The 23,519-nt window shown below is 45.2% G+C and carries 21 protein-coding genes; 16 read left to right on the plus strand and 5 right to left on the minus strand.

Annotated elements, in window-relative coordinates; genetic code table 11:
* Positions 1-174: 174 nt before the first annotated feature.
* The 3 genes from FRY97_RS14775 to FRY97_RS14785 all read right to left on the minus strand — a co-directional run bounded on the left by FRY97_RS14775 (position 175) and on the right by FRY97_RS14785 (position 2,050).
* Positions 175-414, minus strand: coding sequence for a hypothetical protein (locus FRY97_RS14775; protein ID WP_147168327.1), 240 nt, complete (start codon positions 412-414; stop codon positions 175-177).
* Between the two features lie 64 nt (positions 415-478).
* On the minus strand, positions 479-1,378 hold the full coding sequence (locus tag FRY97_RS14780) for an ArdC family protein (protein ID WP_147168328.1): 900 nt from the start codon (positions 1,376-1,378) through the stop codon (positions 479-481).
* A 204-nt stretch (positions 1,379-1,582) separates the two neighbouring features.
* Positions 1,583-2,050 (minus strand): JAB domain-containing protein, encoded by a 468-nt coding sequence (locus FRY97_RS14785; RefSeq protein WP_246141742.1) that lies wholly within the window; start codon positions 2,048-2,050, stop codon positions 1,583-1,585.
* A 585-nt stretch (positions 2,051-2,635) separates the two neighbouring features.
* Between FRY97_RS14785 and FRY97_RS14790 the strand changes: the two genes are divergently transcribed.
* From FRY97_RS14790 to FRY97_RS14845, 12 genes are all read left to right on the plus strand, one after another.
* Positions 2,636-3,073 carry an HYC_CC_PP family protein gene (locus tag FRY97_RS14790; RefSeq protein ID WP_147168330.1) on the plus strand — a complete coding sequence of 146 codons (438 nt, stop codon included), beginning with the start codon at positions 2,636-2,638 and terminating at the stop codon, positions 3,071-3,073.
* A 111-nt stretch (positions 3,074-3,184) separates the two neighbouring features.
* The gene (locus FRY97_RS14795) at positions 3,185-8,104 is read left to right on the plus strand and encodes an efflux RND transporter permease subunit (protein ID WP_170254669.1); all 4,920 of its coding nucleotides are present in this window, start codon (positions 3,185-3,187) and stop codon (positions 8,102-8,104) included.
* Positions 8,105-8,113: 9 nt separating this feature from the next.
* On the plus strand, positions 8,114-9,940 hold the full coding sequence (locus FRY97_RS14800) for an efflux RND transporter periplasmic adaptor subunit (RefSeq protein WP_147168331.1): 1,827 nt from the start codon (positions 8,114-8,116) through the stop codon (positions 9,938-9,940).
* A 23-nt stretch (positions 9,941-9,963) separates the two neighbouring features.
* Positions 9,964-10,374 carry a heavy-metal-associated domain-containing protein gene (locus tag FRY97_RS14805; RefSeq protein WP_147168332.1) on the plus strand — a complete coding sequence of 137 codons (411 nt, stop codon included), beginning with the start codon at positions 9,964-9,966 and terminating at the stop codon, positions 10,372-10,374.
* Between the two features lie 82 nt (positions 10,375-10,456).
* Positions 10,457-11,026: a DUF3347 domain-containing protein gene (locus tag FRY97_RS14810; protein WP_147168333.1), complete on the plus strand. Its 570-nt coding sequence runs from the start codon at positions 10,457-10,459 to the stop codon at positions 11,024-11,026.
* An 18-nt stretch (positions 11,027-11,044) separates the two neighbouring features.
* Positions 11,045-11,497, plus strand: a complete 453-nt coding sequence (locus tag FRY97_RS14815) for a DUF305 domain-containing protein (RefSeq protein WP_044150567.1) — start codon at positions 11,045-11,047, stop codon at positions 11,495-11,497.
* A gap of 22 nt (positions 11,498-11,519) precedes the next feature.
* A complete protein-coding gene (locus FRY97_RS14820) occupies positions 11,520-14,009 on the plus strand; it encodes a multicopper oxidase domain-containing protein (protein ID WP_147168334.1) in 2,490 nt (829 codons plus the stop codon).
* 295 nt (positions 14,010-14,304) lie between these two features.
* Positions 14,305-16,344, plus strand: a complete 2,040-nt coding sequence (locus FRY97_RS14825; protein WP_147168335.1) for a copper-translocating P-type ATPase — start codon at positions 14,305-14,307, stop codon at positions 16,342-16,344.
* A gap of 21 nt (positions 16,345-16,365) precedes the next feature.
* On the plus strand, positions 16,366-17,208 hold the full coding sequence (locus FRY97_RS14830; protein WP_147168336.1) for a DUF6503 family protein: 843 nt from the start codon (positions 16,366-16,368) through the stop codon (positions 17,206-17,208).
* Between the two features lie 45 nt (positions 17,209-17,253).
* The gene (locus tag FRY97_RS14835; RefSeq protein WP_147168337.1) at positions 17,254-17,826 is read left to right on the plus strand and encodes an AraC family transcriptional regulator; all 573 of its coding nucleotides are present in this window, start codon (positions 17,254-17,256) and stop codon (positions 17,824-17,826) included.
* Between the two features lie 85 nt (positions 17,827-17,911).
* Complete coding sequence (locus tag FRY97_RS14840) at positions 17,912-20,170, plus strand: heavy metal translocating P-type ATPase (RefSeq protein ID WP_147168338.1); 2,259 nt, start codon at positions 17,912-17,914, stop codon at positions 20,168-20,170.
* A 7-nt stretch (positions 20,171-20,177) separates the two neighbouring features.
* Positions 20,178-20,387: a heavy-metal-associated domain-containing protein gene (locus tag FRY97_RS14845; RefSeq protein ID WP_147168339.1), complete on the plus strand. Its 210-nt coding sequence runs from the start codon at positions 20,178-20,180 to the stop codon at positions 20,385-20,387.
* Positions 20,388-20,461: 74 nt separating this feature from the next.
* Here the strand turns inward: FRY97_RS14845 and FRY97_RS14850 are convergent, their stop codons facing one another.
* Positions 20,462-21,037 carry a recombinase family protein gene (locus tag FRY97_RS14850; RefSeq protein ID WP_147168340.1) on the minus strand — a complete coding sequence of 192 codons (576 nt, stop codon included), beginning with the start codon at positions 21,035-21,037 and terminating at the stop codon, positions 20,462-20,464.
* A 243-nt stretch (positions 21,038-21,280) separates the two neighbouring features.
* On the opposite strand from FRY97_RS14850, the gene FRY97_RS14855 reads away from it, so the two are divergent.
* The 4 genes from FRY97_RS14855 to FRY97_RS14870 are packed head-to-tail and all read left to right on the plus strand — an operon-like array spanning position 21,281 to position 22,856.
* On the plus strand, positions 21,281-21,652 hold the full coding sequence (locus FRY97_RS14855) for an ArsR/SmtB family transcription factor (RefSeq protein ID WP_147168341.1): 372 nt from the start codon (positions 21,281-21,283) through the stop codon (positions 21,650-21,652).
* A 10-nt stretch (positions 21,653-21,662) separates the two neighbouring features.
* The gene (merTP, locus tag FRY97_RS14860; protein WP_147168342.1) at positions 21,663-22,265 is read left to right on the plus strand and encodes a mercuric transport protein MerTP; all 603 of its coding nucleotides are present in this window, start codon (positions 21,663-21,665) and stop codon (positions 22,263-22,265) included.
* 3 nt (positions 22,266-22,268) lie between these two features.
* Positions 22,269-22,493 (plus strand): GDCCVxC domain-containing (seleno)protein, encoded by a 225-nt coding sequence (locus FRY97_RS23265; protein WP_147168343.1) that lies wholly within the window; start codon positions 22,269-22,271, stop codon positions 22,491-22,493.
* A gap of 3 nt (positions 22,494-22,496) precedes the next feature.
* On the plus strand, positions 22,497-22,856 hold the full coding sequence (locus FRY97_RS14870) for a VOC family protein (protein WP_147168344.1): 360 nt from the start codon (positions 22,497-22,499) through the stop codon (positions 22,854-22,856).
* A gap of 119 nt (positions 22,857-22,975) precedes the next feature.
* On the opposite strand, the gene FRY97_RS14875 is transcribed toward FRY97_RS14870, so the two are convergent.
* The gene (locus tag FRY97_RS14875; RefSeq protein WP_147168345.1) at positions 22,976-23,512 is read right to left on the minus strand and encodes an antirestriction protein ArdA; all 537 of its coding nucleotides are present in this window, start codon (positions 23,510-23,512) and stop codon (positions 22,976-22,978) included.
* Between the last annotated feature and the right edge of the window lie 7 nt (positions 23,513-23,519).

A 23,519-nucleotide genomic window follows, 5' to 3' on the forward strand; every position in this document is an offset into this window, starting at 1 on the left:
AGCGTTAGGGAGATCAAAGTGAAAATTACGGTACAGACCGCCGTTTAGGCGGTCGCGAGAATTTCGAATGTCACCAGATTGCTAATACAATTACTAGTGAGGCAGAACAAGAGAGACCAGCTCTCGCTCTTTACATCAAATCAACCATCAATAATAAGTGTTGAGTCTTACGGACTAGGCTAGTGGCTCGGAAGAGGTGTATTCGTCGCCAACTGTCCAGGCTTCTATAAGTTGGTCTTTGCTATCCAGCAAAGCAACTGTAAGCGGGTAGGCGGTACAGCCATTTTTGAGCAGGTTGAAAAACTGGCGGGCTTCGGCTTCGCTATCGAAGCACCAGTAGCAGACGGTTAACTCTTGCCCGTCTTGGTTCATTTCTACCGTATAGGGGCTGGGGGTGGTTGTTTGGCTTGGCATGGTCATAATATTATAAGGTGAAGCGGGCAGGGAGTTTTTAGGCTCCCTGCATTACCTTTCGTTGCTATTGCCCTAAAATGTGGTTTACGGCTTTCTGGGCATCGGCGGCAGCTTTAAAAATCAGTTTGTTATCCTCTTTCAACACTTTTAACCAGCCGTCCAGATAGGCCGCACTATTTTCTAATTCAGTTTCCCCGCATATTCCGACGTAACCCGCTAAAAAAGCGGCTCCCATCTCTGCAATCAGTTCCTCGCGGCTGTATCGCTCGCTTTTGAACTTGGCCGGCTTTACGATGCCTTCACGGTTCAGGCGGGAGGCGTGGCCGGTGCTGTGGGTGAGTTCGTGAAAGAAGGTGAGGTAATAGGCTTCGGGCGTTTGGAACTGCTCCAGCTTGGGCATATTTAGCTTATCTGCTTCGGGTACATAATAGGCGCGGTCTGCATCCTCAAACACATATTCGGGCGCGTCGGGGTAATTGCTAATAACCTGCTCACAAGCAGCTATTTGCTCGTGTGGGGTGAGGGTTATTTCAGGCGTTTCTATTTCTACGCCTTCCACATCTGCGATATTAAAAACGTGGTAGAACTTCAAAAATGCGATGCGTTGCGTTTCCTCTCCCATGCCGCGCAGGGCTTCGGCTTGTTCGTCGCTGATGCGTTTGCCTTGCTCGTCCTTATGGTAAGAGGTATAAAAATAAACCCGCTCGGCGGTGGCTCCTTTCTTGATTTTGCCCCCCATCGCTTTGGCTTGCTTAAAGCTCATATAGTAGGGAATGGGATGCCCGCAAAACAGATTAAGGATAAAGGCATTTATTCCCGTGTAGATATGCCCCGTGGCGGCATTTCGGGCTAAACCGTAACGGCTCCAAGTAGGTTGCCACGGTTTTACGCCTGTTTCCAGTTTGGCAATAATGCGGTCGGTGAGTTCCTGATAAATGTCTCTTTTTGTGGCTTGCTTCGTCATGGTTACAGTCCTTTTATTAGTTGTTATTGAATGGTTCTTAACCGTTCTGCCTTTCGGCGAGAAAAGGGGGAGCAGGCGCAACGGGTAGGGGTACAGCGTGAGCTGTCACCGTTTGCACAAATGAACTTTTGAGAATGCGGAAAATGGGGATGCCCTTGCGCCTGTGGGGGAGCGATGTCCCCCTAATAGCTTTCAATGGAGGGCTTAATGATTGATTAGCCCTTCATCAGCAAAGGAATAAAAACCACCTTCGGGGGCTAGGATCAGGTGATCCAGCAAAGGAAGGTCTAAAGCCTTTCCAGCAGTGAATAATTTTTGTGTGAGTTCGCTATCTGCCTTTGAGGGGTATAACTGCCCGCTAGGATGATTGTGGGCAAGAATGATAGAACTTGCCCGTGCTTTGAGGGCAGTAGCAAAAATTACCTTTGCATCAACAACAGTTCCGGCCATACCACCTTGCGAAACCTTATACCAGCCCATTATTCGATTGGAGCGGTCAAGCAGAAGCAAAAAAGCTTCTTCAAAAAACTCTATGGTGTCTTCATCCCAGATTTGGCGAAAATAGCGGTGGGCATCTTCGGAGGCTCTGACCTGTGGGCGGTCTGCGGCATAAACCTTGCTTTTATAGGTTACTCTTACTTCTGCAATTTCTTTTGGCATTTGTAAACTCATGGTCTGCTGATTTATCGGATTCATAATTAGGAAATTCCCTTTCACGTGAGCGGCGGGTATTCCGCTGGGGCAGTTTTACTTGCTGCCGGATATCGTAATTGAGGTTGCTTCCCTTTTGCGAAAGCCGGAATCACGCAGGATGTGGAGACGCTAGCCAAGGGTGGAGGGCTTATTTTTTATTGGAGCTTGTGAAAAGAAAAAATCAGTCTGGAAAGGGAGGTACGACCGACCCTTGATAGGGTTCGGAGCAGACCAGTTTCTTGGCGACAGCAAAAAAGAGGGAAGGAAACAGCAATTACGGGCTGACAAGGAAAATGACAAGACCGAGAGGGATACCCAAAGCGAAACCATCAGCACGCCGAACATTCCCCTGGTGCCTGAACTGGCAGCGGTTTTTGATGTAAAACCGTGACAGTTTAGGGGGAGTGTGAGGTGGGGTGAACATTCTGAAGAATCTTGAAAGAAGAGTAATTATCGAATGATAGCTTGATAGCTAATAATACCACCAAGATTATGCAAACATCTACCAAGATTATACAACACCTCTATCTGTGGGATTTCGTACCTTTGTATAAATTTTGATAATTGCTTGCCAAACTTCTCCATATAAGCCTTGCTATTTTGGTGTTTCTTAGCACCAGTGGATTAGTATTGAGTAAGCATTATTGTGGTGGGGTTCTCAAGAATGTTGCCCTATTTGGAGAAGCTGCTTCTTGTCATGAGAATAATGCAATGGAAGCTTGCCCGCTTCATAGTAGCATGAAGATGTCGGAAGACGATACTTCGGAAGACAGCAGTAGTTGTTGTGATACGAAAAGCGAGTTACTTAAAGCCGATACTGAAAAGGCGGAAATAACTGTCGACTTTAGCCTTACGGATTATCCGGTGTTATTGGCAGTTTTACTCGTACTTAGCGGCGTAAGTCCAGTAGAAAGTGATAGTAAAACAACACATTACCTTTCCTATAAACCTCCTCTCCTAGTTTGTGATCTTCCGGTAAGGTTCCAGACTTTTCTTTGTTAGCATATACTTCAGTTTTTCGCCACTGTTGCCATGAGCAGACAGGGGCTAAGCCTATTTAGGCACTTGCTTACTAACAAGTGCTAAGTATAATCGAAACTGAAGGTTTGAAATATGTTAGCAAAATATATCCGTTTTTTTCTGGAGAATAAGCTGGTCGCTTATCTCCTTCTGCTCCTCTTTGTAGGCTGGGGGTTAGTTACCGCGCCATTTGACTTTGGTGTGGAGCAGCTCCCCCGAGACCCTGTTGCAGTAGATGCGATACCGGATATCGGCGAGAATCAGCAGATTGTGTTTACTAAGTGGATGGGGCGGTCTCCACAAGATGTAGAAGATCAAATTTCCTATCCGCTTACGACGGCCCTATTGGGCATACCCGGTGTTAAGAGTATACGCAGTAACTCCATGTTCGGTTTTTCCAGTATCTACATTATCTTCAATGAAGAGGTAGAATTCTACTGGAGTCGAAGTCGGATTCTCGAAAAATTGAATTCTCTTCCGGCCAATACGCTACCCGAAGGCGTACAACCTACCCTGGGACCAGATGCTACTGCATTGGGGCAAATCTACTGGTACACCTTGGAAGGTAGAGATGGCGACGGTAACCCTACCGGCGGGTGGGATTTGCACGAGCTGCGCACCGTGCAGGATTTCTACGTGCGCTACGGTCTGTCTTCCGCTGAAGGAGTAGCGGAAGTCGCCTCTATTGGTGGTTTCGTCAAAGAATACCAAGTGGATGTAGACCCAGACGCAATGAAGGCTAATAACATCTCACTAGAGGAGGTGATGCGAGCCATCAAGAACAGCAATATTGATATTGGCGCGCAGACGATTGAAATTAATTTGGCCGAGTATTTTGTACGTGGCTTAGGGTATGTACAGAATATTGAAGATATCGAAGCCAGCGTCATCAAGGTCAACGACAATGTACCTCTACGGATAGCTGATGTAGCTCAGGTGAACATTGGCCCGGCAACCCGCAGGGGTATACTGGATAAATCAGGAGCAGAGGCGGTAGGTGGAGTAGTAGTAGCTCGTTATGGAGCTAATCCGCTGGAAGTCATTGAGAATGTAAAAGCTAAGATCGCGGAAATAGAACCGGGCTTGCCCACCAAAACACTGGCGGACGGCACTATCTCACAGGTAAGTATAGTACCATTCTATGACCGCACCCAACTCATTAATGAGACTATTGGTACACTTCAAGAAGCTATTACCCTTCAAATTTTAGTGACCATTATCGTGGTTATTCTCATGTTACTGAACCTGAAATCTTCGCTGCTGGTTTCAGGTACACTTCCCGTGGCGGTATTGATGTGCTTTATCGCGATGCGATATTTTGGAGTAGATGCTAATATCGTAGCCCTCTCTGGTATTGCCATTGCCATTGGCACGATGGTAGATATGGGAATTGTACTGACGGAAAGTATGGTTAAACGGCTGGAAGATGCCCCCCCCGAAGAAAGCCTAATGACCAGTATTTATGAGGCCACTGTTGAAGTGGCATCGGCAGTGATGACTGCCATTGCTACTACTGTAATTAGCTTCATTCCGGTGTTCACCATGGAAGCGGCAGAAGGTAAATTATTCCGTCCGCTAGCTTATACTAAGACCTTTGCGCTGGTCGCCTCCATCATAGTAGCGCTTACGATAATCCCGCCACTGGCCCATTCTATTTTTTCGATCAAGACCAAAAATCGATCCCTAGCATTTATCGCGAACTTATTGGCTGTAGCCGCCGGGATTTTCGTAGCTGTTATGTATACTCCTTTCCTTGGTGCTATTTTGATCATTGTTGGTCTTACCGGCAATCTCACACTCTGGCTACGAAATCGTGGGCAAAGCAAGCAGCGTCTGGAAATCATCAGCTGGATCACCAACATTGTTTATGCCCTGATCATAGCATGGTTATTAGCCACTGTATGGATGCCACTGGGCGTAACCAAGAGTAGTGTTACCAATTTTCTGTTCGTGACTTTGCTGGCGGGTGGCCTGATCGGATTTTTCTATATAATCATCTACTTCTACGAAAGAATTCTCCGCTTTCTATTGCGGTTCAAAATACTCTTTCTCTTAGTAGTAAGCTTCATTGTTTATCAAGGATTCTTAGTCTACCAGGAAACGGGAGAGGAATTTATGCCATCGCTGGATGAAGGCTCTTTTCTTTTAATGCCCACCTCTATGCCACATTCCGGCATGCAGGAAAACATAAAGAATCTACGACTGCTAGACATGGCTGTTACGGCCATTCCTGAAGTGGAGTCAGTAGTAGGGAAAGCCGGTCGGGTAAATAGTGCGCTGGACCCAGCCCCCATGTCGATGTATGAGAATGTTATTCTCTACAAATCGGAGTACAGAACCGACGAGAGTGGTCACCGCATACGCTTTCGCTATGAGGACGGTGAGTATATCCGCGATGAGCGGGGAGCATTGATTCCCGACAAAGACGGACAATATTTTCGTCAATGGCGTGATCATATCAGTAGCCCTGATGACATCTGGAACGAAATCGTGAAGGCGACTAAGATTCCAGGCGTCACTTCTGCACCCAGGTTGCAACCAATTGAAACCCGACTAGTGATGTTGCAAACTGGAATGAGGGCACCAATGGGCATCAAGGTACAAGGGCCTGATCTGGAAACTATTGAAGCTTTCGGCCTAGAGCTGGAAAAGCACTTAAAGGACGTGGATGGCGTAAAGGACGCCGCCGTTTTTGCCGACCGAATAGTAGGAAAGCCCTATTTGCTGTTAGACATAGACCGAGAGGCAATTGCCCGGTATGGTCTAACCGTCAACAAAGTACAGCAGTACATCCAGGCAGCGGTGGGTGGTATGGCTATGACGACTACAGTGGAAGGTAGAGAACGCTACGCCATACGGATACGTTATCCGCGCGAGTTGCGGGACGACCCCGAGATGCTTAAACGGATTTATATTTCAACGCCCGCAAAACAGCAAATCCCGTTAGGTGACTTAGTTGAGATCAAATATGAAGCAGGGGCGCAATCCATAAAGAGTGAAGACGGCTTTCTAATCGGATATGTCTTGTTTGACCGCGAGAAAGACTACTCTGAGGTTGAAGTTGTTAATAATGCACAAGAACATCTCACGACGCTTATATCACAAAGTGAGTTGCAGGTACCCGCCGGAATCAGTTATCGCTTTGCGGGTAACTACGAACAACAGGTCAGAGCTAGCAAGCGACTAGCTATAGTGGTTCCAATTGCTCTGGCTATTATCTTTTTGATCCTCTATTTCCAGTTCAGCTCCGTTACGATCTCCTTGATGGTATTCACCGGTGTATTCATTGCTTTTGCTGGAGGGTTTATCATGATTGGTCTATACGACACTTCCTGGTTTTTAGACTTCGAATTGTTCGGTACCAATATGCGTGAACTATTCCAGATTAGAACGGTGAATCTAAGTGTGGCCGTCTGGGTAGGGTTCTTAGCACTTTTTGGTATTGCTACTGATGATGGGGTACTAGTAGCTACCTTTTTGCGGGATAGCTTCAAGCGAAACAAGCCCGATGACATTGCCGGTATTAGGGATGCGGTGGTAGAAGGAGGTTTAAGGCGTGTACGTCCTGCCATGATGACTACGGCTACTACAATTCTTGCCCTGTTGCCGGTTCTGACCTCTACGGGGCGTGGGGCAGATATAATGCTGCCCATGGCTATCCCCTCTTTTGGAGGCATGACCTTGCAGATGATTACGATGTTTACCGTTCCGGTATTGTATTCGCTTTGGCAAGAGTGGAGCTTGCGCATCGATCAGGGACTGAGTAAGCCTGGGAAATGGGGAAAATTCCTTGGAATAGGCTTGGTATTGATATTTGGCTTTAGTCCTATGGCAACAGCACAAAACCTGCCCCAGCTTTCTGAACAAATAAGGGAGGCTAATCCTAGTTTGAAAATGCTGCAAACGGAACATCAAGCTGCATTAGAGCGCATCCTACAAGTTGGGCAGCTACCTGATCCGGAGGTGGGAATCGGCGTTTTTCCTATGCCCGTAGAAACTAGATTGGGGGCACAACAAGCACGCCTGAGTGCTACCCAGATGTTTCCGTGGTTTGGCACCTTAAGTCAAAAGGAGTCGGTAGAAGCAGCAAAAGCAGCCGCTCTTTACGAACGAATCGATGTACAGGCACTCAATCTGATCTATGAGGGAGAACAAGCTTACTATAAGCTCTATGAAATTCAGCGTAGTCAGATTATCATTCAGGAAAACATCGATATCCTGCGTGCTTTGGAGCAACTGTCATTGGCCAAAGTAAAGAGTGGTTCAGCAACGGCCGCTGATGTGCTACGCGTACAGCTAAAGATAGAGGAACTGACACAGGAATTAAGTATCCTGCAAACAGCTGAAGCTGCACCCTTAGCTACAATTAATCAACTAAGGAACCAACCGGTGAACGCAGCTTGGACCATCGACGATAGCCTGTCATTTGCCATACTACCATTTGATAAGGACACTTTACTGACCAATATTTCAGCCTATCATCCGATGATTAGAATGCTGAACAAGCAGCAAGATGTAGCACGCGAAGCACTGACTTTAAATACGCTGAATGGCAAGCCTTCCTTTGGAGTAGGTCTGGACTATATAGCCGTTGGTGAACGAACAGATGCTCTTCCAGAGAATAATGGTCGTGATATTCTACAAATGCGGGCGACGGTTAAGATTCCTTTATTCCGTGAACAGTACGCGGCCAAGGAACGTGAGGAAAATCTACGTATCCAGGCGCTTAGTCAACAGGAAGAAGCCACCATAGACCAGTTTGCCGCGCAAATTGAACAGGCCTATACCCAACACGAAACCGCACGCTTGCAATATGAACTCTACGAGCAGCAAATAGAGATAACTGCTGCTGCGATCCGCATATTACGAGAAAGTTACAGCGCAGATGGAAGTTCATTTGATGAATTGCTTCGCCTAGAAAGCGAACTCATCAATTACGATCTTAAAAAGCTTCGGGCAACGGTACAAAGTCACCTAGCCAAGAGCAGCATTCAAAGATTTATCATCCAATAAGAAGAAATCATGAAAAGCAACATAAAAATAATCCTCCTAGCCTTAGCCATGTTAATTGCCGGGTTGGTCATAGGGTATCTAATCTTTGGAAATTCGGGTACCCCTATGGATTCGATGGAACCAACGGCACATCAACACGACAGTGTTGAAACGGCTGCCAGTGGAGAAGAAATCTGGACTTGTTCCATGCACCCACAGATTCGTCAAAACGAGCCGGGAGACTGCCCCATTTGCGGAATGGATTTGATTCCGCTTTCAGAGAACACATCTAATGACCCACTGGTACTGGAAATGACATCAGAAGCCGTCAAACTGGCCAATGTACAGACTACGATTATTGGTGGAAGCACAGAGGTATCAGGACAAACCTTGCGTTTATCCGGCAAAGTACAGGCCGACGAACGACGGGCATCCAGCCAAGTGGCCCATATTCCCGGACGGATTGAAAAACTGTATGTTTCTTTTACTGGGGAGCAGGTACATAAAGGGCAAAGGCTGGCCGATCTATACTCGCCGGAGATGATAACCGCTCAGCGTGAATTATTGGAAGCTAAAAAAATGGCTAATGTCAGTCCGGAGCTTCTAACTGCCGCCCGTGATAAGTTACGCTATTGGAAAATACCTGAAGCTACCATTCAAGAGATCGAAGAAGACGGACAGATCAAAGAGACCTTTCCCATTTATGCTGATGCTACGGGTATCGTCACCAATCGGCGAGTGGCCGTAGGGGATTATATTAAACAGGGAGGCGTACTTTTCGACCTTGTCAATTTGAGCAAGGTCTGGGTACTATTTGATGCCTACGAAGAGGATTTAAGGAATATCCGTTTAGGTAGCCAAATATCATTCACTACACCAGCAATACCCAATCAGACCTTTACCGCTGGCGTTTCATTTATTGACCCGGTCATTAATCCGCAGACCAGAGTGGCGGCCATTCGGGTAGAAGTTAGTAATCCCGGTGGTCGACTGAAACCCGAAATGCTAGTGTACGGAACACTGGAAAACCGGCAAGCTTCATCCGTTGCGCTTACGATACCCAAGTCTGCGGTGCTTTGGACCGGCACGCGTTCTGTGGTATATGTAAAGCTCCCCAACACCACCGTTCCAAGTTTTCAATTTCGTGAAATAGAACTTGGCGACCGACTGGGCCAGAGTTACCAATTAATCTCTGGTTTAGAGGCTGGTGAAGAAGTTGTCACGAACGGCAACTTTGCTATCGATGCTGCCGCCCAGCTAAACAATCAGGCCAGTATGATGAACAAAGATGTCTTGCTGAAAGGAGCAGATCATACCGAACATTTACCAGATTACACCGAAAGCACGCCAATAGACTTCAAACAACAGTTGATGGACCTCACTCAAAGCTACCTAGCCCTTAAAGATGCCTTTGTAGCCACTGCCCCTGAGCAGGCAGGCACTTTTGCGGCGACCATGATTGATAAACTTGCGCAAGTTGACATGTCACTGGTAAAAGGTGATGCTCACTTGTATTGGATGGAGCAACAAGAAGCATTGCAGGCACACGGCCAGCAAATAGTAGAGTTGACCGATGTAGAAGAACAACGCCGACAATTTGATTTTCTGTCGCAAGCATTGATCAAGACCATCAAGGTTTTTGGCATCCCCGACGATACCCTCTACATCCAGCACTGCCCTATGGCATTTGATAATGAAGGCGCAGAATGGATTAGCATTGCGGAGCAGATACGCAACCCTTATTTCGGAGACCAGATGCTGAGCTGTGGCATTGTGCAGGAAACTATCGACAAAGACTTCAAAAACCCACCATCAGTAACGCCTGCGGCTAAGCCGATGGCTGGACATAATCATTAATTTTTTATCACAAATCAATCGAGATGAACAATCTGAAATTCTTTTTCACCGCAGCTTTGCTGTTATTTTTTACGGTAGGGGCTTACTCCCAAAGCTGCCACGGCAACAAAGCCGATAATTCCTCTGCTGAAAAGATCCAAACTGTGGATACTGATGCTGATTTGGCAAGTGCCACCTTCCGCGTTTCCGGCAATTGTGGTATGTGTAAGCGCACTATTGAAGGGGCAGCTACCAGTTTGGCAGGAGTACACACTGCCACTTGGGACCAGGACGCCAAGGTAATCACCATCACCTACGTTGCTGAGACGACCACGCTCCTACAGATCAAAGAAAAGATCGCTGCCTCAGGCTACGACACAGAAAGTGTACGGGCAAATGACCAGGCTTATCAGGCACTCCATGGCTGTTGCCAGTACGACCGAGTAAAGCTGTAACGCAGTTTTACTATCACGAATGAATACTATTTACGAAAACGACGAACTCGTCTATCGTGTTTAATTATTAAATCTCAGGACTATGACTTATTTAAATTCCAACGATTTATCCTTTAAGATACGCCCGTATTTGATTGGGCTTGTCGCCTTGGTCTTTCTGTTTACTGCCTGCAATGGCGAAACAAATACCAATGTCGAACGGAATTCACCGGTTGAGGTGAAATCCGAAAAAGAAAACACGCCCGATAGTTTCGATGCATCTTTTGCGGACGGCATTACGGAAGCTATTTTCCAAGACTATCTGCATTTGCGCACAGCTTTCGTGCATGCGGATATGGACGAAGCTAAAGCGGTCGCTCGGGAACTGATCGAACGTCTGACCGCTGAAGAATCGCAAGCGCTGTCAGCGGCCAAGGAAATCGCGGATGCACAGGACATCGAGAAACAACGTGCGGCTTTCTACCAATTGTCCGAAGCTTTGGCACCAATCTTTGAAGAAGGGCTGACGGGCGGAACTATCTATGAGCAGTATTGCCCTATGGCCTTTGATAATCAGGGGGCATCATGGTTCAGCGATTCGAAAGAAATTCGCAATCCATACTTCGGTGATAAAATGCTCACCTGCGGTAAAGTGAAGCGTACCATTCAATAACCAAATTAATAGCTAACGATGAATCAATATGCGAAATTCGGATTAATGATGCTGACCAGCTTCATCATCATGTATGCGGTCATGTATCTGAATGTAGATCAACTCGACCATATTTACACGGCTCAAACCCGGACTTATATGACAATTCTCATGATCGCTCCGATGGCGATCTCGATGCTGCTGTTCATGTGGAGTATGTACGAAAATAAGCGACTCAATTACTTAATATTAGGAAGCGCGGTGCTCGTTGGCGTTTTCACATTTTACATTTTGCGAGAGCAGACCTTCGTAGGCGATAAAGCTTGGATAAGAGCTATGATTCCCCACCATAGCTCGGCGATAATGGTTAGTCAAGAGGCGGACCTGCAAGATCCCGAAGCTATTCAACTGGCCAAAGAAATCATTGAAGCACAAAAAAGGGAAATCGCGGAAATGAAAAAGATGCTTTATCGATTAGAACAAGCTGAGTAAATAACCACTCAAACTATCCATAATGAAAAGTGTCAGTTTATTTTGTTTAAAGATTGCTCTGTTATCACTAAGCATTTTCAGTTTTACTATTCTTACGGGACAAGCAGATCCGAGAGTTTCTTCCGTATACGATCAGATTCCCGGTCAGTCCGTGACTGCGTATCGTACGGGAAATATCGTTACTTACCGACTTACGGTAGCGGATACCATTGTCAACTTTACGGGTAATCCCACTCCGGCTTTGGCGACCAACGGCAGCATCCCAGCACCGACTCTGAATTTTACTGAAGGGGATTCTGCGCGTATCTACGTTACAAACCGAACAAAACGCACCGTTTCTTTCCATTGGCACGGGTTGTTGCTGCCCAATGAGTACGATGGTGTTCCGCTATTGAACACGGAGTTGATCGAACCGGGAGCAACTTACTTAGCTACTTTTCCCATCATTCAGAACGGCACTTATTGGTATCACTCGCACACCGGCTTTCAAGAGCAGAAAGGTTTGTACGGAGCAATCGTCATTGAACCCCGTGAGTCTTACGCTGTACCGTCGCAGGAAGTGGTACTCTCGGATTTTACGACGCAGCGCCCGCACGAAGTACTCCGGCAAGTAAAAAAACATACCGATTGGTATGCAATACGAAGGCAAGCTGTACAAAGCTACGGAAAAGCACTAGTGACCGGCAATCTGGGTAAACAAGCTTGGCTGGAATGGAACCGTATGCCGGGAATGGATCTCGCGGATATTTACTACGATGCTTTTTTAGCCAACGGGCAAGAAAGTATGGACCTGCCCGAACTGAAAGCAGGGGAAACGATTCGCCTGCGGATTATAAACGGTTCAGCTTCCTCTCATTTCTGGCTTCATTTTGCCGCCGGAAAAATGCGGGTAGTTGCCGCTGACGGGATCGAAGTAGAACCCATAGAAGTGGATAAGTTGCTAATTGCGACGGCTGAAACCTATGATATTGAAGTAAGCCTGCCAGTCGAAGAAGGCGCTTATGAATTTCGGGCGACTTCCTGGGATCGTTACCGACATACGAGCGTTTGGCTGGGAAGCGGTAAAAAACACGCCGTGCAAGACTTGGGACCAATTGATTATTATCAACTGACCGAAGAAATGCGCAATATGATGAAAATGATGCCGGGTATGGTGATGGGCCGAGCTCCTGCAAGCATTCCTGAACCAGAGGTGTTTACAGCCGGGGAAGCTCCCAGCCCGGAAATGATTCAGATGCGAGCCATGCAGGATATGGGAATGAATATGGGAGCTGAAGGAGAACAGCAGTCCGATTCCATGAATATAAAGATGGATGCTAAGCATCATCACAAAATGCCTAGGAAACACGAGCACGAAGAAGGCGTAGACATGGAAGGAAAAGTGATAAGAGCTTCGGATGTAGACGGCATGACCATGGATATGCAAGGACAGCAAATGAGCATGAGCAAAGGCACACCTCCCATGGGGGTACAAATGACGGGATACCAGGAGCTTACCGAACGGTTTCCGGACGACACCATCTTTGATTACACCATGCTACGCTCCGAAAAACCGACTTCTCTCAAGGCCGACAGCCCGGTGCGGATAGTTCATCTCTATTTGGGTGGTAATATGCTACGCTATGTTTGGTTAATCAATAATATACCGCTCTCAAGAGCAGATAAGATTATGATTGAGCGGGGAGAAACCGTACGCTTTGTGTTTCATAACACAACCATGATGAGCCATCCTATGCACCTCCACGGTCACTTTTTTCGGGTCATTAATGGACAAGGTGAAAATGCCCCCTTAAAGCATACCGTAAATGTTGCCCCTATGGAAACTACCATTATCGAATTCGCTGCCACTGAAGATAAAGACTGGTTTTTTCACTGTCATCTTTTGTATCACATGATGAGTGGCATGGCGCGCATTATTGGCTATCAGGGCTCCAAGGATTTGCTTATTGCTGACCAGAAGGACTATGATCAATTTGCCATGGAAGACCGCAAATGGTGGGGAATGGCTAATCTTAGTATACAATCGAATGGCCTGTGGGTAGATGCCAGTTTCTTCAATATTTACAATGAGTTAAGCATAGAAGGTGACGCCAACTATGATGGTGATTTTGAAACGGTGGCAAGAGCGATCAGATATGTCGGCCCTCGCCAGTTTTTTGCTCCGTACGCAGGCCTGCGGGTTGAAGGAAAGCGAAGTTTTAACCCTGACACCGACGCAACTGAGACTGAGATAGAAACGAATGCCCAGTTTGGTTTACGTTATTTTTTACCAATGATGATTTGGTCAGATGTAAGCGTTGATCAGAAGGGTGATTTCAGGTTTGAGATCGAACGGGAAGATATTCCACTGACTAGTCGCTGGCGGGCTTCTACAAGACTCGAATACATCTTAGCGGAAGACACCTGGGAATATACGATCGGCACCAGTTATATACTGGGGCAGTACTGGGGGGTCAGTGCCAACTATGATAACCGCTACGGTTGGGGTGCGGGATTGAAAGTCATGTGGTAGTTTTCACAACGGAGGTTTTATAGATTTTGAGAAAAACAACAAACTAGCATGGAATCGATCATTTTTCTTTTTTCGATCTTTTTCTTCTTACTTGCTTCGATTAACCCGCTTTTGTGTCACGGAGACGATTGTCACGACGATTCACAAATAACCAAATCATGAAACAGTGTTGTCAGAATAACGGTAAGCCGTCTTTATTTCGCAGGGTTTTCAATGGAAGTGTTTATCTGATTATAATATTCTTGGTTTCAGGAATGCTAATTTCAATTTTTTCATAACAGGATAATAGGTTGCGATGGAACATACTAATCATAACCATACAGAGGCAATATCTGAGGGAACCGAAATGAAAGGTCATACTCATCATAAAAACAATGGGCATCATAACCACCACGATCATCATCGCATGATGATTGAAGATTTTAAACGAAGGTTTTGGGTATCCATTTTTTTAACGCTACCCGTATTATTGCTATCTCCCATGATTCAGGATTGGCTGGGATTGAATTGGAGTTTCTCCGGAGATAGATGGGTACTTTTCGGACTCTCTTCACTCATTTATTTCTACGGTGGATGGCCTTTTCTTAAGGGGTTAATAGAAGAAATGAAGAAGCTAAAGCCCGGAATGATGACACTTATTGCGGTAGCTATCTCCGCCGCTTATTTGTATAGTTCCGCAGTGGTGTTTGGATTAGCAGGCAAGACCTTCTTCTGGGAATTGGCTACGCTGATCGACGTGATGTTGTTGGGGCATTGGTTAGAGATGCGCTCCGTTTTAGGTGCTAGTAAAGCCCTTGAAGCATTGGCGGCTCTCATGCCTGATGAGGCCACTGTAGTACACGATGACCATACCATGAAAGTGAAGGTCAGTGAACTGAAAGCCGGAGATGCCATTTTAATCAAACCCGGAGAAAAGGTACCCGCCGATGGAGTGATCATCGAAGGAGAAAGTGAACTTAATGAAAGTATGCTCACCGGCGAAAGCAAACCTGTAAACAAGGGCATTGACGACGAGGTAATTGGCGGTGCAGTTAATGGTAACGGGGCTATAAAAGTAGAAGTAAATAATACGGGTGATGAAAGCTATTTGTCAAAAGTAATTGGCATGGTGCGCGATGCACAGGGACAGAAATCGCAGACGCAACGGCTGGCCGATAAAGCTGCCTTTTGGTTGACTATTGTGGCTTTAACAGCTGGCTTTGGTACTTTTTTCATTTGGTTAGCCTTGGGAGAAGAACTCTCCTTCGCTCTGGAGCGTATGGTAACGGTCATGGTGATCTGTTGTCCGCATGCACTTGGCTTAGCCATTCCGCTTGTTGCGGCTATCTCAACTAGTATATCAGCCAAAAACGGTTTGCTTATTCGCAACCGGACCGCTTTCGAAAATGCGCGAAAAATCTCCACAATTGTTTTTGATAAGACCGGCACCCTCACCAAAGGTTCACACGCGGTTACCCGCATTGTATCGCTGTCAAATGCTTATTCTGAACAGGATATACTCCGCTACGCAAGCTCCGTAGAAAGTCCTTCGGAGCACCACATCAGTAAAGGTTTGGCGCGCAGAAGTGAGGCAGATGGAGTTGAGCTATACCCAGTCTCTGATTTTAAGTACGAATCGGGAGTTGGAGTCAACGGAACGGTAAATGATAAAAAGGTGAAGGCCGGAGGTTTTGTGTTATTAGAAAAGCTTGGAATAAGCCCACCGGAAGATCAGGAGGATGGCGTAGAAACCAAGATATTCACCATCATTGATGACCAGCTTGTAGGCTTTATCACCTTCGCTGACGAGATCCGAGAAAGCTCCGCACCGGCTATCAAAACTTTGCAGCAAAATGGCATCAAAGTATCTTTGCTTACCGGAGATAACGAAAAAGTAGCGGCTGCGGTAGCGAAGGAGTTAGGAATGGATGATTACATGGCGGAAGTATTACCCGAGGAGAAACAAGAAAAAGTAAAGGTGCTGCAAGAGAAAGGAGAATTCGTAGCTATGACCGGCGACGGAGTAAATGATGCTCCTGCATTAGCACAAGCTGATGTGGGCATTGCCATTGGTTCCGGCACCGATGTAGCCGCTGAAACAGCGGACATCGTACTCGTAGATAGTGACCCTAAGGATATTGCAAACCTGATTCTTTTCGGTAAAGCCACCTATCGTAAAATGGTACAAAACCTAGGCTGGGCAACGGGATATAACCTGATCGCTTTACCTCTGGCAACTGGCTTTGTTCCAGGGTTAATAATTAGTCCAGCTTTTGGGGCTGCACTGATGAGTATTAGTACCATCATCTGTGCAATCAACGCACAATTGTTAAAAGGTAGCATGGTTACTCAGTAACTCCTACTTACATTTCGACTTATGAAAAAACATTTTTATTTGATCGGCCTATCGTGCCTATTATTTGCCGGTGTCCTACTGACTACCTGTAACACGGATAACGCTACAGACGGTTCTCCAGGACCGGTAGCCGATCCGGAAATTGTGAGCCATGATTCTACTCACAGTGCAAATATTGCGCGAGCCAAAACAATTATAGACCAAGCGGTGTCAAAAGCAGGATTGTCCGGCTTTAATTCAACTGCCGTTAGCTTTCGTTTTCGAGATAAAGAATATCGTTATCAACGTAACGCCGGTAAGTTTAGATATGAAAGATGGTGGCAGGATACGGTTAGCGGAGAACGGATTCGAGACATCTTGACCAATACCGGACTGACTCGCCTTATTAACGATGAAGAAGTAGACCTGCCCGATAAAAAAAGAAAGGCCTACAGCAATTCAGTAAATTCCGTGATTTACTTTGCTTTTATGCCTTGGGCACTAACGGACCCAGCAGTAATACCTGTTTATGAGGGACGGGAAAACATTAAGGGTGAAGTGCTAGACCGAGTTCGAGTTGGTTTTGAGGAGGAAAATGGAGGAAGTGATAATAAGGATGAATTTCTTTATTGGTTCTCACCTGAAAACCGGCAATTAAAGTATTTGGCATACTCCCATCCCGGAGGAGCGATGCCACGCTTTCGGGTGGCCTACAATGAACGAACTGTGGATGGCTTTACCGTCAGGGACTACCATAACTTTACCACCGCGGATAAATCAGCCCGCACCATTGATAAACTTTCTCAGGATTATCAAGAAGGCAAGTTGGTGCTTCTTTCGGAGATCAATCTGGAAGGGGTGCAGATAGTTCCGACTGAAGAATGAGATTTAAAATAGGATATAAAGACTTCGCTAAAAAAAATCTGACTTATGAAGAAACTACTCATTAAAAACATGGTTTGTGACCGTTGTGTGACCGTAGTCAGGGAAAGACTCGAAGAATTGGAGATTTCCTTTGCCAATATAGAATTAGGAAAAGTAACTTTTGACCAAAGCATAACTCCTGATCAAAACGCAGCTATCCAAAAAGTTTTAGAACTAGAGGGGTTTGAATTGTTAACCGGAGCCGATGCCCAAGCTATTGAACAAGTCAAACAGTTGATTCTGGCTCATATTTATGGCCGCCAGGTTAAGCCGGAAGGGATAAATTTTTCAGATTATTTAGCTAAGTCCATTGGGACCAATTATTCTAATTTGAGTAAGTTGTTTTCCTCTACGGAAGGCATCACCATTGAAAAATTTATAATTCATCAGAAGGTGGAAAGAGCAAAAGAGTTACTGACCTATGACCAGCAAAGTCTGAGTCAGATCGCTTTCGATTTGGGCTACAGCAGCGCAGCGCATCTATCGCGTCAATTTAAGAGTGTTACTGGCCTCACCCCCAGTACATTTAAACAAATGGGGGGACGGGGCAGGAAACCTTTAGATCGAATAACAAAGTAACCCAAAATGATGCAAAACATAACCAACACACTATAACACATCTGCCCTAAAACCAGCTGATCTTTGCACTATAAATAGTAAAAATATGAGTGCAGAGATTATATTGAATAATAATACCAAAGAGACAAACACCACAAAAAATCGTTTCCCGGTGACTGGCATGAGCTGCGCCTCCTGTTCAGCAAGTGTCGAATCCATTCTCATGAAATTGCCGGGTGTACACGCTGCTTCTGTTAACTTCGCGAATGCGACAGCTGCGGTAGAATTTGATAATACTGTAATCAGTCAAGAAGAGCTTCAATCTGCTCTACAGGCAGTGGGGTATGATCTGATCCTCCCCGAAAGCGGTGCTGATTCTTTTGAGGAGCAGGAGAATCGAGCTAGTGAGGCCTACCAAAAGGCATTACAGAAGACCATCTGGGCGACAATACTGACCCTCCCAGTCTTCATCCTGGGTATGTTCTATATGCACTGGGTTCCAGGAAGGTGGATTTCGCTCCCGCTGAGCGCAGTCGTATTATTCTGGTTCGGGCGCGACTTCTTCATTGGTTCTTACCAGCAAGCCAAATTTGGGAAAGCCAATATGGATACGCTGGTTGCCCTGAGTACGGGAATAGCATTTCTGTTTAGCGTATTTAACACATTCTTTCCGGAGTTCTTCCTTTCCCGAGGCTTTGAGAGTCATGTCTACTACGAAGCTGCTACCGTCATCATCACCTTCATTTCGTTTGGGAAACTCCTAGAGGAGAAAGCAAAATCCAACACTTCCTCTGCCATCAAAAAATTGATTGGCCTACAACCAAAAACCGTGCGCATCATACAAAATGGGGAAGAGTTAACTATTCCCATTGAGCAAGTTGGGCAAGGACAAATCATTATTATCAAACCCGGCGAGAAAATCCCTGTAGATGGGCGAATCGTCCATGGTAACAGTTTTGTTGATGAAAGCATGATTACCGGCGAACCCATTGCCGTAAATAAAAGCGTGGGCGATGCAGTATTTGCAGGAACCATCAATCAAAAAGGTAGCTTTCAATTTGAAGCTGAGAAAGTAGGACAAGACACACTACTGGCTCAAATTATTCAAATGGTGCAAGAAGCGCAAGGGAGTAAAGCTCCCGTTCAGCGCCTGGTGGATAAGATAGCCGGAGTATTTGTTCCTGTGGTGATAATTATCGCGATTATAACTTTTGTGGCCTGGATGATACTAGGCGGTCAGGATGCCTTTTTCCATGCCCTATTAAATTCCATCGCCGTGCTTGTTATTGCCTGTCCGTGTGCACTTGGGTTAGCAACACCTACAGCTATTATGGTTGGAATTGGAAATGGTGCGGAACATAATATCCTCATTAAAGATGCTGAAAGTCTGGAATTAGGGTATAAGGTTAATGCTATCATTCTGGACAAGACCGGAACGATTACTCAAGGCCATCCGGAAGTTCAAAATGAGTATTGGCTACCAATAGCCACTTCTTATGAGAAAGGGGTTTTACGCCGCATTGAAGAACAATCCGAGCATCCACTAGCAGAAGCGATCATCCAGTACTTGCAAAAAGAAAATATTCCATCGCAAGCGGTCGCCGATTTCAATAGTATCACGGGTAAAGGTGTGCGTGGTACGGACAAGAACGGAATACACTATTTCGTAGGTAATTATAAGCTAGTGTTAGAGCATGGCATAACCATCTCACACGAAGTAAGTACTGCTTATGACCAATGGAGTGAGCAAGGAATGACGGTTATTTTCTTCGCCAATGACAATGAAATCCTCGGAATCCTCGGAATAACCGACAAAATAAAACCTACATCTGCTGAAGCTATCACCCTTTTACAAAAGCGTGGAATTGCAGTGCATATGCTAACTGGAGATAATGCAAAAACGGCAGCGGCCGTTGCTCAACAAGTAGGCATTACCAAATTCCAGGCAGAGGTCATGCCCGGTGATAAAGCAAAATATGTGCAACAACTCCAGCAGGAAGGTTACACGGTTGCAATGGTAGGAGATGGTATCAATGACTCACAAGCCCTGGCGCAAGCAGATGTAAGTATTGCCATGGGGAAAGGTTCGGATATCGCCATTGATGTAGCGAAGATGACCTTGATTACTTCTGACCTTATGGCTATTCCCCAGGCATTGAAACTATCCAGAAAAACGGTGATTGGGATTCGCCAAAACCTGTTCTGGGCCTTTATCTACAATCTAATTGGTATTCCGATTGCAGCAGGTTTTTTATTTCCGATCAACGGATTCGAACTAGACCCTATGATTGCCGGAGCCGCAATGGCATTAAGCTCCGTATCGGTAGTAGCCAATAGTTTACGTCTAAAACAAATAAAAATTTGAACCGACTATGAAAGAATTGAAATTTAAAACCAATATCAACTGTTCAGGCTGTTTGGCCAAAGTCACTCCTGTGTTAGATGCTAAAGAAGGGATTGAGGAGTGGACAGTTGACTTACAGGACGATGAACGTACCCTTACCGTGGAGACCAACGGATTGACCGAGGAAGAGGTACAAGCTGCGGTAGCGGAAGCTGGCTTTAGTGCGGAAGCGAAGTAACTATTTCATTACCGTCCGCAAAATGACAACTGACAATGGAGCTACTTTTGAAGAATCAAGTAGCTCCAGTCTTGTTATCCAACTTGGACCCCTCTATATTTTAACAGTTTGTAGAAAGTACTTCTAGCTATATCCAAGTGCTGGCAAATTTGTTTCACTGAAAAACCACCTTCCCTATACAGCGTTTCGGCGATTATCGCTTTATTCTTTGCCTGCTCTGACAAACCTTTCGGCCTCCCCCCTTTCCGTCCACGAGCCCGAGCCGATTCCAAGCCTGCTTTCGTTCGCTCACTAATAATATCCCGCTCAAACTCCGCTAGTGCCGCAAAGAGGTGAAAAGTAAGTTTCCCCTGTGGTGTCGTAGTGTCGATAGAATCATTAAGTGATTTTAGACCTGCTCCCTTATCTTGTATCTCAGTAACGAGATTAACCAGATCGCGAAGTGACCGCCCTAGCCTATCCAGTTTCCAGATAACAACAATATCGCCCTTGCGAAGCTGGTCGATCATCCTGCGGAGTTCCGGCCGGTCGGATTTGGCACCGCTGGCTTTTTCTTCAAAGATGAGTTCGCAGCCTTCTTTTTGCAAGGCATCTTTTTGTAAAGAGAGGTTTTGGTCTTTGGTGCTTACTCTGGCGTATCCGATCTTCAAGATAATGTCTCCTAAAAGGGTTCACTATCGGCTTTATCATACTTTGATTAAGTAAACCAGTTTTTTGTACGGCTGGTGAAAAGAAAAAAGGGAATTGGGGTTTGGGAGTATTCTGTTCGGGAAAACGGTCGTTTTTTCAGACTGCTTCATCCTCATCATTTCTAAGACTATTCGTTAAAAAAGGATAAGTTAAAGCATATTTAAGCATTTGCTTAAATTATTAAATAACCCTACTTTTGCCGCATGAAAAAAGATAGTAATACCTGTATCCGAGTCAAAAGGGACGGAAAGCAAATTGATCGGTGTAAGGCGAAGATAGAGGAAATAAGAGTTCCAATTTCTAGCCTTGCCCGGATGATGAGTTTAGTCAGCAATGAGGTAAGGATGAAAATACTTTTCCTGCTTCGACAAGAAGGCAGGCTTTGTGTTTGTGATCTGAGTGAAATTCTGGAAATGAAAATTCCAGCGGTGTCTCAGCATTTAAGAAAATTGAAGGATGCAGAATTGGTTTATTTTGAAAAGGAGGGCGCCACAATTTATTATCACATTCCATCTGACATAAAATCAAAACTAGAAATTATTTTCGGCCTGCTTCCTGAAGCAGAACTGGTTTAACTTTTAAAATATGAACGTACAAAAATCATCAATAGGATTAGGGGCGATCACGGCAGTTGCCTCTTCTTTGTGTTGCATAACTCCTTTACTTGCAATATTTGCAGGAACTAGTGGTCTGGCATCTACTTTTTCATGGATAGAGCCTTTACGCCCTTGGCTAATCGGTTTTACTGTTCTAGTCTTAGGGTATGCTTGGTACCAAATGCTGAAGCCCGTTCCAAAGGATGATTGTGACTGTGAAGTGCAAAAGGTTTCGTTTTTTCAAACGAAGTCATTCCTAGGGATCGTAACCGCTTTTGCTTTATTAATGCTCACTTTTCCGAGCTATGCCCATATATTATATCCAAGTCAGGAAAAGGAGGCTGTTGGGATAATTGATGGAAGCAATATTTCAGAAGTTGAATTCGAAGTGAATGGAATGACTTGTGCCGGTTGTGAGGGACATGTAGAGCATGCTGTGAATGAATTGGAAGGGATTATTGAGGTGAAAGCTTCGTTCAAAGATGCCAATGCCACAGTCAAATTTAATAGTGCTCAAACAAATCTTGCTGAAATAGAAGAAGCGATAAAGTCTACCGATTATAAGGTCGGAGAATCAAAAATAATAGAATAACAAATGGAAAAAACGATCATACTGCAATCCGTAATAACCTGTCCGAATTGCGGGCACCAAGCGGAAGAAACTATGCCTACTGATGCCTGCCAGTTCTTTTATGAGTGTAAAAACTGCAATACCATTCTTCGACCAAAAGAAGGTGATTGTTGTGTGTATTGTAGTTATGGTACTGTAGCTTGTCCGCCTATTCAAAATGACCAAAGCTGTTGTAACAATTCAAAATAGGTTATGCCAGAAGCTAAAGATGTTAAAGTATTTGTTCCTACTAAGAACTTTCAAGAGAGTCTGACCTACTATCTAGCTCTGGGCTGGAAAAAACACTGGGGTGATGAGAAGCTTGCTGAATTGGAATTAGGCAACACCAGGATTTACCTTCAAGCTCACTATAATAAGGGATGGGCTAATAATTTTATGATGTATATAAATGTGGATAGCGCACAAGAATGGTATGAACATATCCAGAAGGTATTAGGTCAACATAATTACAAATATGCCAGGGTAAAACCACCAAAAGAAGAACCTCATGCCATTGTGACTTATGCTTGGGACCCTTGTGGGGTTCTATTACATTTCGCCCAGGATAAATAACTTTTTCTCTTCGCAACCATGCAGACAGAAGTAGATAAATAACAACTATCGTCACTGCCATACAATTCAGGTTTTCAAAATCGTCCATAGACTAGATCAAATAAAAAGAAAAATCCGCCCTAAACAGGACGGAACACATGACCATCTTCAAAAAAGTACCCATCAGCGTCAAGGTCACGAGCGAATGCGCTGTAATCAATGTAGTAGCGGAGGTTTTCAGGAATAGAATGAGCGTATAATTCATCAAAGGTCTGTGTGGCGTAGTCGAGGAAGGAGTCATACTCTCCCTGGTAAGCCTCTTCAAAGTTTGAAATAGCTGTCTCCAGATCACTGACATCATTGTAATAGATTGCGAAGGCTTCACCGTGTTCGGCTAATGCTTCTACTATGCTGACGATAGTGTCCAGGCTTTCATATTCGGAGATGCGAATACCGCCTAGTTCAAAATCGTGGATAGCCCATTCTTCGGCTACCTCACCGTATTGCTTGGTGTATGGACTGGTACGGAGAATTTCGTTGATTTCTTCTTGAATCTCGTCAGTGGTGAGACCTTCGACATCAACCCACTTACCGTGAAGAATGCCAGCATTATAGTCGGATAAAGAAGCGATGTAGATTTGATAAGTCTCTGATGATGATTTTTTCTGATTTGACATGGTTCAA

The organism is Phaeodactylibacter luteus, from assembly GCF_007993045.1.
Classification (GTDB): domain Bacteria; phylum Bacteroidota; class Bacteroidia; order Chitinophagales; family Saprospiraceae; genus Phaeodactylibacter; species Phaeodactylibacter luteus.